This window comes from Natronoarchaeum mannanilyticum, from assembly GCF_039522665.1.
Lineage (GTDB): Archaea > Halobacteriota > Halobacteria > Halobacteriales > Natronoarchaeaceae > Natronoarchaeum > Natronoarchaeum mannanilyticum.
The window spans coordinates 194,957-207,463 of sequence record NZ_BAAADV010000003.1 but is presented as its reverse complement, the minus strand read 5'-3'; the positions used below and the strand labels follow the sequence as shown (position 1 = coordinate 207,463).

The window sequence follows — 12,507 nt, the reverse complement described above, 5'->3', positions numbered from 1 at the left end:
ACGGGATGAGTGATTCGGACCAAACGACCGATACACACGGAGAGGAGATCGTCGACCGGCGGCTCGATCCCGATCGCGAGAACCCCGGCGTGCAGATCGCGGAGATCGTCGCCGAACTCGAAGGTGAGGATCCGGCCGACCTGACGACGATGTACGGCTGCATCGACGGGGTGATCGAACACGTTTTCTCGGACCCGCCGTCGCAGGAGGCCCAGCTCGTCGTCGAGTTCACCTACGAGGGCTACCGGATCACGATCGAGCAGGACGGCAGCGTCCGGTTCGTAAAAGTCGGCTGACGCCGATTCCCGTCGGCGAGGGTCACGCTCGTCGAATCACGCCGTAGTGGACGCCGAGCACCTCGACGGTCACCTTGAACAGCCCGATCAGGATCGGCCCGACGAACAGTCCGATCGGGCCGAGCAGGTACGTGCCGCCGACGATGCCGACGAAGATGACCGCCGAGTGCATGTCCGACTGGCGGTCGATCAGGTACGCGCGCAGGTAGTCGTCGGTGATCGCGACCGACGTGAACCCCCAGACGATCACGAACGCGGCGCCCAGCACCCGCCCGCTCGCGAAGAGGAAGACGACCGCGCCACCGAGCACGGGCGCGACGCCGATCACCGGGATCAGCGCCAGAACCATCATCGCGGCCGTGAGCACCCCCGCTTGTGGGACGCCGGTGACGAACAGGCTGACGCCGGCGACGGCGCCCTGGACCGCGGCGACCAGTACGTGGCCCTTCAGGACGGCCCAGGTCATGTCGTCGGCCGCGGCGAACAGCTCGTCGCGCACGTCCGGCGCGAGCGGCGTCACGCGTTCGAGCCACGCGACGAACCGGCGGCCGTCTTTCAGCAGGTAGTACAGCACGAACGTCAGCAGCAGGAATCCGATAAAGGCGTGGAGCCCGGCGCTCGCGATCGAGGTGGCGCTCCCGCCGACGGAGCTCGTCAGTCGGTCGGCCGCGCGCTCCGCGAGCGGTTCGACGGCGATGCCCGCGCCGACGTACTGCGCGAGCAGCCGATCGGCTCGCGCCACGAGGTCCGACCGCGAGACGCCTTCGAGGAGTTCGGCGCCCCGCTGGATCGCGAGCGTGCCGCCCGCCGCGATCGCCGCGACGGTCAGCACCGCGACGCCGACCGCCAGCAGTCCCGCCGAGACGCGCGCGCCGATCCGCGGTGCCAGCCGCCGGTGGATCGGGTGCAGAACGACCGCGAGCAGTCCCGTCAGGAGCAGCCACGAGAGAAACGGCTCGACGAGCAGCCACGTGATCGCCGCGAGCGCGGCGACCAGCGCCCACGCGAACGCCGTACGAGCGTCCATCACTGTCCCCGTCCACGTCGCGCGTGGAATTCGTTGGGGTGGCGCGCGGGCACCAGCGGCTGGCCGTGCGGTGCGTCGATCCTACGGCGCAGCCGCTAAACTGCGGGTTCGAGAGAGAATTGACCGACGATCAGGCGTCGACGTCGTGGTCGGGATCGTCCTCGACGGCGCGCTTCATCGAGTCGCGTCGGGCCTTGGCGTCCCGTCCCGTGGCTTCCAGCAGGAAGTCGTTCTTGGCGTCGACCGCGTCGGCGGCGGCGTCGGCGTTGCCCTCCGCGATGACGTCCTCTGCGTCGCGCTCCTCGAAGTGGACCGCGAGCTTGTTCTTCTTGCCGCTGTATTCGGATGTTCCGGCGACGATCCGCTGGAAGACGGGGTTGTCCGGATCCTCGACGACGTAGAGGTCGTTGCCCTTGAACTCCTGGGTGTCGGTGATCTCGCCGAAGTAGTCTTCGACGGTCGACTCCATGTCCGGGATCCGATCCTCGAGGTGCTCGCCGCGTCGCATCTTGTACTCCTTCATGGTTGGTGGAATCGGTCGGGGCTGATTTACCGGTTACGCTTGGCCGTCAGCGTTCGGCGATGTAGCCGCGGCGGCACTCCGGGCAGATGTCGCCCGCCCGCAGCGACGTGCCGGTGCCGGCCGCGGTGTGGCCGCATTCCGGGCAGACGTACTCGGTCGTCTCGCGCTCGCGGTCGGCGTCGACCGGCGAGGGCGCGCTGTCGGCGCTGGTAAACCCGGTGTCGGCGCTCTCGACCATCTGTCCTTCGCCCTCCGGCGTTCCCTCGGCTTCGGGAGTCAACCCGCCGCCGAACTCGACGTCGTCGGGCTCGCCGCTGGTGGGTTCGGCGTCGAACCCCTCGTCCTCGCCGTCGGCGTCCGGCCACTTCTGGGATGTGCCCTCGGCGTCGTCGCTCCGCCGGGTGTCGTCGGCGTCGGGCCACTCGCCGTGCTCGCGCTCGCTCGGTTCGGAGTTCTCCTCCTCGTCCTCGTCGAGGATCACCGCGTCGTCCTCGGGATCCGTCTCCGGTTCGACCGGGTTCTCGGGATCGCTCGCGGCCTCGTCGTCGCCCTCCGCGACCGACGCCGCCTCGCGGGTGGCCTCGGGCACGGTGTCGTCGGGCCCATCATCGATGATCTCGGCGTCCCGGCCGTCGCCGGCGGCGACCGTCTCACCGTCGGCGTCGACAGCGTCCTCGCTTCCGGCGTCACCCGCCGCGGGACCGTTACTCTCGACGGCAGCGTCCGCGCCGGCGTCCTCACCGCCCGCCGACGCGTCCGACGCTCCGCCCCCGCCCTGCCGGGCCGCCAGCGACGTCACTTCCTTGTTCTCGCTGACGAGCTTCGTCTTCCCGCACCGCGAACACGTCTGCTCCTCGCGGATCGTCACGACCACCTCGCTGCCCTGTTCCTCTCGCTCTCGCTCGACCTCGCTGTCGCCGAAGCTGTGTCCGAGAAGCGAACACCTGAGACCCATTGCCATCGCCTACCCAACCGGGCCGTAAAAAGTTGCCGCTGGCCGCGTTCCGGCGCCGGCTCGGCGTCGCACCCGATCCGCGTCGCGGTACGGAGCGTCGGCGCCGCCGAAAATATCAAGAAACTTGGAATAAGGTAAAACCACAGGGGAGGTATGTACCAGACATGAGAGTACGGCGGGAGTACCGCGACCGGGACGCGACCGAGGTCGAGGTGCTCGACGCCCTCGTCGACCGGCCCGACGACGGCATGACGGTGTTCGAGCTCCGGTCGCACGCGGACGTGAGCATCCACGACATGGAAGGGGCGCTGGAATCGCTCAAGGACGACGGGCTGATCGACGTCGAAAACGAGGCTGATCGTACAGTGATCAAGCCGGCCGACCACGTCGTTCCCGACCCCGAGGAGGCCGACGGGAACCGATCGTTCTACGAGGAACTTCGCGAGCGGCTCCCGTTCTGACGCCGAGCGACCACCGTTCTGAAGCGCGAGCCTTTTTCGGACAGGGTGCGGAGTACCACCCATGACAGTTATCGGCCCGGTCCACGAGGATCACGGCGCCGTTTTCGGCGAGCGCGGCGGCCGGCGCGTCGTCCGCAACTTCGGGCGCCCCGAGCGCGAACAGCGGGCGGTCCGGAACGTCGTCGGGCTGATCGAGATGGCCTACGGCGTCGTCGTGGTCGAGGGATCCGACCGCGTCGACTACGTCGACAACGTCGTCTCGAACCGCGTGCCCGACGCCGACGGCGAGGGGTCGTACGCGCTCGTGCTCGACCCGCAGGGCGGCGTCGAGACGGACATGTACGTGTACAACGCCGGCGAGCGCCTGCTACTCTTCACGCCGCCCCGGCGCGCCGGCCCGCTCGCGGAGGACTGGAGCGAGAAGGTGTTCGTCCAGGACGTCGAGATCCGCGAGGCGACCGACGAGTTCGCCGTGTTCGGCGTCCACGGCCCGAAAGCCACCGAGAAGGTCGCCAGCGTGCTCAACGGGTCGAGCACGCCCGACCAGCAGCTTACGTTCGTCCGCGGGTCGATGGGCGACGTCGGCGTCAGCGTGCTCCGGACGGACGCGCCGACCGGCGACGAGGGGTACGAGGTCGTCGTCGCGGCCGACGACGCCGACGACGTCTACGAGATCCTCGAAACCCAGGGGATGAACGCCGCGCCGGTCGGCTACGACGCCTGGGACGCGCTCACGCTGGAGGCGGGGACGCCGCTGTTCGAGACCGAACTCGAAGGCAACATTCCCAACGTCGTCGGACTCCGGAACGCGCTGGACTTCGAGAAGGGCTGCTACGTCGGCCAGGAGGTCGTCTCGCGCGTCGAGAATCAGGGGCGGCCGAGCAAGCGCCTCGTCGGGCTGACCTGCGAGACGGTTCCCGAAGGCGGCGCGGCCGTGTTCGACGGCGACAGCGCCGTCGGCGAGATCACGCGGGCGGTCGACAGCCCGACCGTCGGCGAGCCGATCGCGTTCGCGCTGGTGGAGTTCGGCGTCGGCGCCGATGCCGACCTGACGGTCCGCGTCGGCGGCGAGGAGGTCGCCGCGACGCCGGTCGAACTACCGTTCTACGAGGGAACTGATCGATCCGCCCGGCTGCCGTCGTACTGACCGTCGCTCTTTTCGCGACCGATCGGGACGCCAGCCACGCTCGGGACATCAGCCTCGTTCAGGACGTCAACCACGCTTTCAGCTGCTCGCGCGAGAACAGCGAGGTCGGCCGGTCCATGTGGACGCCGATCTCGCCCGAGAGCGCACCCAGACCCAGCCGCTGGACCGGCTCGGGCAGCGAGTACGCCCGGCGAAGCAGATGTCCGAGCCGGATCTCCCGCGACAGGTCGTCGCGCCACGCGCTCTCGTAGTCGGCGAGCGTCGGCGGCCAGTCCGGATCGATCCGTTCGACGGCGTGGTCGGCCGCGGTCATGCCGTAGAGGATGCCGCCGCCGGTGAACGGCTTCGTCTGGGCCGCGGCGTCGCCCAGCAGGAACCCGCGCCGCGAGGTGACCGTCTCGGGTGGGCCGATCGGGATCGCGCCCGAACACCGGTTTTCGAGTTCGACGCCGTAGCCCGCCTGCAGTTCCTCGAACAGGTCGCGGACGCCGTCGCCCGGCGGCGCAGCCAGACCGTACTCCACGCCGGCGTCGCCCCGGGGGATGCGCCACGCGAAAAAGCGCGGCGCCGAGAGGTGGACGTCGACGAAGTCCTGGTGGTCCGGTGCAGGGTCGAACCCCAGCACGCCGTGGAGCAACTCGCCGGGTTCGGGGAGGCCGAGCTCGTCGCGCACGCGCGACCGCGGACCGTCGGCCCCCGCGACCATCTTCGCCGCGACCGTCTCTGTTCCTTCGGGCGACTTGACCGTCAGCTCGACGCGATCCTCGTACTCGTCGACGCCGGTGACGGTGTGGCGCTCGCGAACGTCGGCGCCGGCGTCGCGAGCGAGGTCGGCGAGGTGTCGATCCAGTCCGACGCGGTCGATCACGTTCGAGACCGTCTCGTCCTTGTAGAACGGGTGCGAGTCTTCGGCATCGAACTGCGGGCCGCCTTTGCGCGCGCGCTCGTCGGCGTTGCCGTTCCGACCGCTGTCCCCGTTCTCCGCCGCTCCGGCGACGTGGAATCGGGCCCCGCGGACGCGATTTTGAAACAGCTCGTCGCGCGCGTCCGGCCCAGTAAACCCCCAGACGTCGGTGCTGACGTGGCCCGAACAGGCCAGCGGCTCGCCGACCCGTCCCTTCTCGAAGGCGACCACGTCGTACCCCTCCTCGGCGGCTCGCCGGGCGAACCGCGCTCCGGGGGGTCCGCAGCCGACGACGGCGAAATCGTGCATCTCCGGTCCGGTGTGTCAGGCCGCGCGAGTAAATACCTTCTCGATTTCGAGGCCGACGGCCGAACGGCGCCGCACGTTTATATCCGAAGCCGAGGCGACGCTCCGGCGTGCTCTGAGCTTCGCCGCGGAGGGGCCCGCGATCGTACGGCACTCCCTTCCGCGGATCGTCGCCCGTGCCGTCTGTTCGCCATTCCCGTCGGTCTCACTCGCCGACCACGGCCAGCCCGCGGGCCGTCGCGTCGTCGAATCGATCGGGCCACGCGACGCCCACGCGCTCCCAGCTGTCGCCCGCGTCCGCGGTGCGGAACAGTCCGGTGTTCGAGAGCGCCCAGAACTCGCCCGCCTCGCGGCCGGCCGACAGCACGTACCGGTAGGTTCCCTGCCCGGTCGGTAGTCCCGCACCGGAATCGTACTCGTCGCCGATGCGGCGCCACGCGGCGTCCTCGCCTCCGCCTCGCTTCCGGTAGACGTAGGACTCCCCGACGCGGTGAGCGCTGTTGGCGCCGCTGGCCGCCGCGACGAGCACCGTGTCGGGGTCGCCCGGATCGACGGCGACGCTCCAGACGTAGCGGTGCTCTAACCCTTCCTGCGGGTGCTCCCACGCCAGCCCGCCGTCGGTCGACTCTGCGTAACCGTCGCCGGCCGCCGAGTAGACGCGGCCGGGCGCGTCGGGATGGGTGGCGAGCGCGTGGTTGTCCCGCCGAGACCCCTCCGGCCGGTCGGTCCACGTCTCGCCGCCGTCCTCGCTGACCAGCAGGGCGCCCGCCTCGATCCCGACGTATACGCGCTCGGGATCCGTCGGATCGAGCTCGATCCAGCGCACGTGATGTGTCGAGGGGCGGGGCGGGAACGACCACTCGTCGGCCGAGGGGAGGCTCGTCAGCGCCGGCAGCTCGCGCCACGTCTTGCCCGCATCGGGCGATTTGAACAGTCGGCTGGGTTCGGTTCCGACCCACACCTCTCGCGGGTCGTGCGGACTGACCCGGACCGCGGTGACGGCGTCGGGCAGCGACTCGGCGCCGACGCGCTCCCAGGACCTGCCGTCGATCGTCCGGTGCAGCCCGGATTCGAACGTCCCGCAGAAGGCGTGTTCGGCCGCCGCGTCGAGGCACTCGATCCGGTGCTCGACGAGGCCCTCGGTCGTTCGCCACTCCCCGTCGTCGCTTTCGGTTGCGAGCACACCGTCCCGCATGGCCGCGTACACTGTCATGCGTTCACGTTCGTCCCGCATCCACATGAGTGGTCACCCGATCGAGGCCGACCGAACGGAGCCCAACAGAAAGAGCGCGCATCGAACGACGCTGCCGGCCGGTCGCGGGAACTGAACTCGACGCCGCTACTGTCCCGTGACGCCGTCGTCGGACTCGGCGTCGACGCCGGAGTCGGGCTTCCCCCCGCGGCCGCGACGCCAGATGCCTTTCAGCGGCGCGCCCAGCTTCTTCGCCCAGCCCAGCTTCAGCAGGCCGTACTGCGTGAGCGTCCCGGCGACGGCCACCGCGGCGAAGGGCACGCCCGGCTCGATCAGCACGGGTGAGGGATCTAACGAGGACGCCGCCTCTGTGAACGCGTCGACCGTCCAGGCCTGCGTCGCCAGCGCCGCTCCCAGCAGCGCGGTGAGGACCGGGAGCACCTTCTTGAATAGGAGCCCGCAGATCGCCGCACCGGCGATGCCGCCCAGTATCGTCGGCCCGATCGTGCTGATGGCGACGTTCCCACCCTCCAGTCCGACGATCATCGCCGCGACGTACGATCCCAGCACGAACCCGGGGATCATCGCGACCGTCGTGATCACCGAAAACAGCAGGAACACGCCGACGAGGGCACCGACGAGCGCGCCCGCGGCCATCGTCATCGGCTCGGGCGCGACCGCGCTGGCCAGCAGGTAGCCGCCCGAGCCGCCGGCCAGTAGCCCGACGGCCGCGACGGTGTACTTGAACAGCGCCGCACCGGCGAACGCGAGCACGAGCCCGCCGACGACGAGCGCGATTTCGATCGGAGTCATGGCCCCATATTGGTAGCCAGATCGCAAGTATCTTTGGCTATTCATAATTCAAACGTAACAGTAGTAGCGCGGGGGCTCCCGGTTCGTCGGTGGCGGCGAAAACGGATCGGCGTCGGCGAGTTCGGGTCGTGCCGGCGCCGTCAGTCGGCGCCGTGACGCTCGTTCCACCCGCAGTCGCGGCAGTGGACGGTCCCGCCCGCGTCGACGAGTTCCGCGCCGCAGGCGATACACGCGGTCCCGTTGATTTCGGCCATCGGGATCGGCGAGCGGAGATTCTGATCGCCTTCGGTCGATCGGCCCGGGGACCCGCCTATGGACGGCCCCGGAGTTATTGGGGCGACCGTTCCAGAGCAGATATACGCATTCCCGTGTTCCGCAGCCTACGTGAGCAGATGCTGACCGTACGTTCTCTCCCTGCCATCTCGGGCGACGCGACGCCCGGGACGCTCCCGAGCAGCGCCGACCGGCGATCGAGCGCGGACCGAGCGTCGGTGAGCGCCGCGTGACCGCGGGCGCGGCGCCGACGGAGCGCGCGGGCGTCGAGCGGTGGCGCGAGTACGTCTTCGCGCTCGCCCCGCTGACCGCCGCGATGCTGTGGGGCGGAATGTACGTCGTCAGCAAGTGGGGGTTCGAGACGATCCCGCCGCTGACTCTCGGGTTCGCGCGCGTCTCGGTGGGCGCGGTCGCGCTGCTGGCGATCGTGCGCTACCAGTATTCGGACCGAACGTTCTCGCGGCGCGACGCCGCGCGATTTTTCGCGCTGGCGTGCTGGGTGACCGGCACCACCGCGGCCGGGTTCGTCGGCACCGACCTGACGTCCGCGAGTCAGGGCGCGCTGCTGACCGTCGTGACGCCGGTGTTCACCGTCGTCCTCGGCGTGGCGGTACTGGGCGAGGCGATCACGCGACGCCGGATCGTCGGGATGGCGCTGGCGACCGCGGGCACGGTCGTCGTCGCGGTGGGCGAGCACGCCGGCAGCGTCGCCGGCGTCGACGGCCGGGGCGTGCTGGCGCTCCTGGCGGCGGCGCTGACCTGGGCCGCGTACACGGTCTGGGGGAAGCCGCTCGTCCGCCGCTACTCGGCGCTCGAGACCGCGGCGTACTCGACGGCGCTCTCGGTGCCGCTGTGCGGGCTGCTGGCGGCGGCGGAGCTCACGGCGCTGGGCATCTCGCCGACGGAGCTACCGCGGTCGCTCTCGACGCTCGGCGCCGTCCTCTATCTGGGCGTGGCGGCGACGGCCGTCGCCTGGTACCTCTGGTACAAGGGGATCGAGTACGTCGACACCGGCACCGTCGCGGTCTTCATTTTCCTCCAGCCGGTGGTCGGGACCGCCCTGGGCGCGGCGTTTCTCGGCGAGCAGGTCGGGACCGCGTTCGTCGCCGGCGGCGTCGTGATGAGCTACGGCGTCTACCTCGTGAGCAAGGATCGCGGGACGTGACGCCGCGTCGCGGGGAGCCGGCGGGAACGACGACGCCGCGTCGCCGATCGATCGAGAGAACGACGCCGATGTTCAGTCGTCGTCCGCGACCGCTGCCGCCTTCTCGCGGTCCGAGCGCGGTCCCTTCAGGTCGACGTCAGGAAGAAGATCGCGAAGGTAGCGACCGGTGTGGGAGTCGTCGTTCCGCGCGACTTCCTCCGGCGTCCCCGCGGCGACGATCCGGCCGCCGTGCTCGCCGCCCTCGGGCCCGAGATCGAGCACGCGGTCGGCGTTCTTGACGAGGTCGAGCTCGTGCTCGACGACGACGACCGTGTTGCCGTTGTCGGTCAGGCGCTGGAGCACGTCGATCAGCTTGCGCTCGTCGGCCGAGTGCAGCCCCGTGGTGGGTTCGTCGAGCAGGTACAGCGTCTCGCCGGTCTGCTTTTTCCCCAGCTCCTCGGCGAGTTTGATGCGCTGGGCTTCGCCGCCCGAGAGCGTCGTCGAGGGCTGGCCGAGCTTCATGTAGTCGAGGCCGACGTCCTTCAGGAGCTTGAGCCGGCGCTCGATCCGGGAGTCGTGCTCGAAGAAGTCGTAGGCCTCCTCGACGCTCATCTCCAGCACTTCGGCGATCGTCTTGCCCTTGTACTCGACGTCGAGCGTCTCGTCGTTGTACCGGGCGCCGTCACACTCCTCGCAGGGGACGTGAACGTCCGAGAGGAAGTTCATCTCGATCTTGACGGTGCCCTGCCCGCCGCACTCCTCGCAGCGCCCGCCCTTCACGTTGAACGAGAACCGGCCCTTCTCGTAGCCCCGCTGCTTCGAGAGCTCGGTCTGGGCGAACAGCTCGCGGATGTGGTCGAACACGCTGGTGTAGGTCGCGGGGTTCGAGCGCGGCGTCCGGCCGATCGGACTCTGGTCGATCAGGCGCACCGTCTCGATCGCGTCGAGTCCCTCGATCGCGTCGTGATCGCCGGGGTCGACCGACGTGTTGTCGTTCATCTCTCGGGCCAGCCCCTTGTACAGCACGTCGTGCATCAGGGTGGACTTGCCCGAGCCCGAGACGCCGGTGATCGCGGTGAAGCAGCCGACCGGCAGATCGACGTCGAGGTCGGCGAGGTTGTGCTGGCGCGCCCCCTCGATCGTGATCGTTCCCTCGGGCTCGCGGCGCTCGTCGGGCACCGGGATCTGCTCGCGGCCGGCGAGGTAGTCGCCGGTGATCGACTCGTCGACGGCCATGATCTCCTCGGCGTCGCCCTGGGCGACGATCTCGCCGCCGCGCTTGCCCGGGCCGGGGCCGAGGTCGATGACGTTGTCGGCCTGCCGCATCGTCTCCTCGTCGTGCTCGACCACCAGCAGGGTGTTCCCGAGATCGCGCAGTTCCTTGAGCGTGCTCAGCAGGCGGTCGTTGTCGCGCTGGTGGAGCCCGATCGAGGGCTCGTCGAGCACGTACAGCACGCCGACGAGGCCCGAACCGATCTGGGTCGCGAGCCGGATGCGCTGGCTCTCGCCGCCAGAGAGCGTCGAGGCCTCGCGATCGAGGGTCAGATACTCCAGGCCGACCTCGCACATGAACCCGAGGCGGGCGCGAATCTCCTTGAGGATCTCCTCGGCGATCTTCCGGTCGCGGGCGCTCATGCCCGCTTCCATCCCCTCGAAGTGCTCCAGCGCGTCGCCGATGCTCATCCGGTTGACCTCGCTGATGCCCGTGTCGTCCACGAGCACGGCGCGCGAAGCGTCCTTCAGGCGCGTGCCGTCGCAGGCCGGACACTGAGTGACCGACATGTAGTCCTCGATGTGCTCGCGCGTGCCGTCGCTGTCGGTCTCGACGTACCGACGATCGAGGTTCGGGACGACGCCCTCGAAGCGCTTGCGCTTCCGGCGGGTGCCGTTTTTGGTCTGGCGCTTGAACAGCACCTGCTCGTCGGTGCCGTAGAGGAACTGCTCGCGCACGTCCGCGGGCAGGTCCTCGAACGGCGTCTCCAGCGAGACGTCGAAGTGCTCGGCGACGGCGTCGAGCCGCGTCCGGTAGTACGATCGCTGGTAGCTCCAGGGCTCGAAGACGTGCTTGAGCGGCTTCGAGGGGTCTTGCACGACCAGGTCCTCGCTGACTTCCTTGGTCTCGCCGATCCCCTCGCACTCCGGGCAGGCGCCGTGGGGCGAGTTAAACGAAAAGGAGCGCGTCTCGATCTCGGGGAGGTCGATGCCGCACTCCGTGCAGGCCAGATCTTCCGAGAACTCGACGACGAGGCGCTCGTCGGCCGAGTCGTCCTTCTCGCCGCCGACGCCGAGGTCGCCCGTCGAGCGCGCCGTCGCGCCGACGTCGACGTCTTCCGGCGGATTCGGAAGGATCACCTTCATGACGCCCTCGGCCTCCTCCAGTGCGGTCTCGACGGAGTCGGCGATCCGCGAGCGCGCTTCGGCGGATATCTTCACGCGATCGACGATCACGTCGATCGTGTGGTCGTAGTTCTCGTCCAGTTCCGGCCTGTCCATCGTGAGGTCGTGTTCCTCGCCGTCGACCTCGACCCGGGAGTACCCCTCCGAGACGAGTTCGTCGAACAGGTCCTCGAACGCCCCCTTCTGGTCGCGGACGACCGGCGCCGCGAGCTTGGCTTTCGTGCCCTCGGGCAGGTCGAGCAGCCGAGACACCATATTTTGGGCGCTCTGCTCGCCGACCTCCTGACCGCACTCGGGACAGTGTGGCGTCCCGACGCGGGCGTACAGCAGGCGCAGGTAGTCGTGCAGTTCGGTGACGGTCCCGACCGTCGATCGCGGGTTGTTCGCCGCGTTCTTCTGGTCGATCGAGATCGCGGGCGACAGCCCCTCGACCGTCTCGACTTTCGGCTTGTCCATCTGGCCCAGGAAGTTCCGCGCGTACGCCGACAGGCTCTCGATGTACCGTCGCTGGCCCTCGGCGTACACCGTGTCGAACGCGAGCGAGGACTTCCCCGAGCCGGACAGCCCGGTGACGACGTTGAACTGCTCGCGGGGAATCTCGACGTCGAGGTCCTTCAGGTTGTTCTCCTCGGCACCCCGGACCTCGATGTACTCCTTGCTCATCTATAGGCCAGCAAGCGGCTAAGCGAATGAAGGGCTGTCGGTTGCGGATGCTTGCGCGGTGAAAGTGGTCGTCGCGGCGACGCGGCTCGGCGCCCACTCGCCGACGCCGACTTACAGGTCCCCCTGCAGCACGACCTCCTCGCCCACGTGGTCGACCATGTCCCCCGTCACCCGGTAGTCCTCGTCGTCCGCGTCCTCCCAGCCGATCTTCGACATCACCTGCTCGGCGAGGCTCGGGTTCGGATCGACGTGAGCCGTTCCACCTTCGACGCTGGCGACGACGCCCAGTTCCTTCCCGTTGGCTCCGACGACCGTCTTCCCGACCGCGTCGTCCGTGAGTTCGGTCATGCACGACCGACTACGACGGACGGACGCTTAGTTCCGGGTCCCGATCCGCCGTCGACCC

At 69.2% G+C, this 12,507-nt stretch carries 12 protein-coding genes; 4 read left to right on the top strand and 8 right to left on the bottom strand.

Annotation, left to right across the window (positions count from 1 at the left end; translation table 11 throughout):
* The first annotated feature begins 5 nt into the window (after positions 1 to 5).
* Positions 6 to 296 carry a HalOD1 output domain-containing protein gene (locus tag ABDZ81_RS09520; protein ID WP_343773728.1) on the top strand — a complete coding sequence of 97 codons (291 nt, stop codon included), beginning with the start codon at positions 6 to 8 and terminating at the stop codon, positions 294 to 296.
* Between the two features lie 22 nt (positions 297 to 318).
* On the opposite strand, the gene ABDZ81_RS09515 is transcribed toward ABDZ81_RS09520, so the two are convergent.
* The 3 genes from ABDZ81_RS09515 to ABDZ81_RS09505 form a co-directional block, all read right to left on the bottom strand.
* Complete coding sequence (locus tag ABDZ81_RS09515; protein WP_343773727.1) at positions 319 to 1,323, bottom strand: AI-2E family transporter; 1,005 nt, start codon at positions 1,321 to 1,323, stop codon at positions 319 to 321.
* 130 nt (positions 1,324 to 1,453) lie between these two features.
* A complete protein-coding gene (locus ABDZ81_RS09510; RefSeq protein WP_343773726.1) occupies positions 1,454 to 1,846 on the bottom strand; it encodes a DUF5611 family protein in 393 nt (130 codons plus the stop codon).
* A gap of 46 nt (positions 1,847 to 1,892) precedes the next feature.
* A complete protein-coding gene (locus ABDZ81_RS09505) occupies positions 1,893 to 2,801 on the bottom strand; it encodes a DUF7093 family protein (protein ID WP_343773725.1) in 909 nt (302 codons plus the stop codon).
* A 164-nt stretch (positions 2,802 to 2,965) separates the two neighbouring features.
* Here ABDZ81_RS09505 and ABDZ81_RS09500 point away from each other — a divergent pair, with 164 nt between their 5' ends.
* Together ABDZ81_RS09500 and ygfZ are read left to right on the top strand one after the other, a co-directional pair.
* Entirely contained in the window at positions 2,966 to 3,262 is a 297-nt protein-coding gene (locus ABDZ81_RS09500; protein ID WP_343773724.1) for a DUF6432 family protein, read from the top strand.
* Between the two features lie 61 nt (positions 3,263 to 3,323).
* Positions 3,324 to 4,409, top strand: coding sequence for a CAF17-like 4Fe-4S cluster assembly/insertion protein YgfZ (ygfZ, locus tag ABDZ81_RS09495; RefSeq protein WP_343773723.1), 1,086 nt, complete (start codon positions 3,324 to 3,326; stop codon positions 4,407 to 4,409).
* A 58-nt stretch (positions 4,410 to 4,467) separates the two neighbouring features.
* On the opposite strand, the gene ABDZ81_RS09490 is transcribed toward ygfZ, so the two are convergent.
* The 3 genes from ABDZ81_RS09490 to ABDZ81_RS09480 form a co-directional block, all read right to left on the bottom strand.
* Positions 4,468 to 5,622: a geranylgeranyl reductase family protein gene (locus ABDZ81_RS09490; protein ID WP_343773722.1), complete on the bottom strand. Its 1,155-nt coding sequence runs from the start codon at positions 5,620 to 5,622 to the stop codon at positions 4,468 to 4,470.
* A 202-nt stretch (positions 5,623 to 5,824) separates the two neighbouring features.
* Entirely contained in the window at positions 5,825 to 6,832 is a 1,008-nt protein-coding gene (locus ABDZ81_RS09485; protein WP_343773721.1) for a WD40/YVTN/BNR-like repeat-containing protein, read from the bottom strand.
* Positions 6,833 to 6,958: 126 nt separating this feature from the next.
* Entirely contained in the window at positions 6,959 to 7,624 is a 666-nt protein-coding gene (locus ABDZ81_RS09480) for a hypothetical protein (RefSeq protein ID WP_343773720.1), read from the bottom strand.
* A 589-nt stretch (positions 7,625 to 8,213) separates the two neighbouring features.
* On the opposite strand from ABDZ81_RS09480, the gene ABDZ81_RS09475 reads away from it, so the two are divergent.
* On the top strand, positions 8,214 to 9,062 hold the full coding sequence (locus ABDZ81_RS09475) for a DMT family transporter (protein ID WP_343773964.1): 849 nt from the start codon (positions 8,214 to 8,216) through the stop codon (positions 9,060 to 9,062).
* 72 nt (positions 9,063 to 9,134) lie between these two features.
* Here ABDZ81_RS09475 and uvrA read toward each other — a convergent pair whose 3' ends face one another.
* Positions 9,135 to 12,101: an excinuclease ABC subunit UvrA gene (uvrA, locus tag ABDZ81_RS09470; protein WP_343773719.1), complete on the bottom strand. Its 2,967-nt coding sequence runs from the start codon at positions 12,099 to 12,101 to the stop codon at positions 9,135 to 9,137.
* 111 nt (positions 12,102 to 12,212) lie between these two features.
* Positions 12,213 to 12,449 (bottom strand): hypothetical protein, encoded by a 237-nt coding sequence (locus tag ABDZ81_RS09465; RefSeq protein ID WP_343773718.1) that lies wholly within the window; start codon positions 12,447 to 12,449, stop codon positions 12,213 to 12,215.
* Positions 12,450 to 12,507: the final 58 nt, after the last annotated feature.

Excerpts from the sequence above, each read along its gene's own strand:
- ABDZ81_RS09520 (WP_343773728.1), top strand. The coding sequence starts at position 6 with ATGAGTGATTCGGACCAAACGACCGATACACACGGAGAGGAGATCGTC.
- ABDZ81_RS09515 (WP_343773727.1), bottom strand. The coding sequence starts at position 1,323 with ATGGACGCTCGTACGGCGTTCGCGTGGGCGCTGGTCGCCGCGCTCGCG.
- ABDZ81_RS09510 (WP_343773726.1), bottom strand. The coding sequence starts at position 1,846 with ATGAAGGAGTACAAGATGCGACGCGGCGAGCACCTCGAGGATCGGATC.
- ABDZ81_RS09505 (WP_343773725.1), bottom strand. The coding sequence starts at position 2,801 with ATGGGTCTCAGGTGTTCGCTTCTCGGACACAGCTTCGGCGACAGCGAG.
- ABDZ81_RS09500 (WP_343773724.1), top strand. The coding sequence starts at position 2,966 with ATGAGAGTACGGCGGGAGTACCGCGACCGGGACGCGACCGAGGTCGAG.
- ygfZ (WP_343773723.1), top strand. The coding sequence starts at position 3,324 with ATGACAGTTATCGGCCCGGTCCACGAGGATCACGGCGCCGTTTTCGGC.
- ABDZ81_RS09490 (WP_343773722.1), bottom strand. The coding sequence starts at position 5,622 with ATGCACGATTTCGCCGTCGTCGGCTGCGGACCCCCCGGAGCGCGGTTC.
- ABDZ81_RS09485 (WP_343773721.1), bottom strand. The coding sequence starts at position 6,832 with ATGACAGTGTACGCGGCCATGCGGGACGGTGTGCTCGCAACCGAAAGC.
- ABDZ81_RS09480 (WP_343773720.1), bottom strand. The coding sequence starts at position 7,624 with ATGACTCCGATCGAAATCGCGCTCGTCGTCGGCGGGCTCGTGCTCGCG.
- ABDZ81_RS09475 (WP_343773964.1), top strand. The coding sequence starts at position 8,214 with ATGCTGTGGGGCGGAATGTACGTCGTCAGCAAGTGGGGGTTCGAGACG.
- uvrA (WP_343773719.1), bottom strand. The coding sequence starts at position 12,101 with ATGAGCAAGGAGTACATCGAGGTCCGGGGTGCCGAGGAGAACAACCTG.
- ABDZ81_RS09465 (WP_343773718.1), bottom strand. The coding sequence starts at position 12,449 with ATGACCGAACTCACGGACGACGCGGTCGGGAAGACGGTCGTCGGAGCC.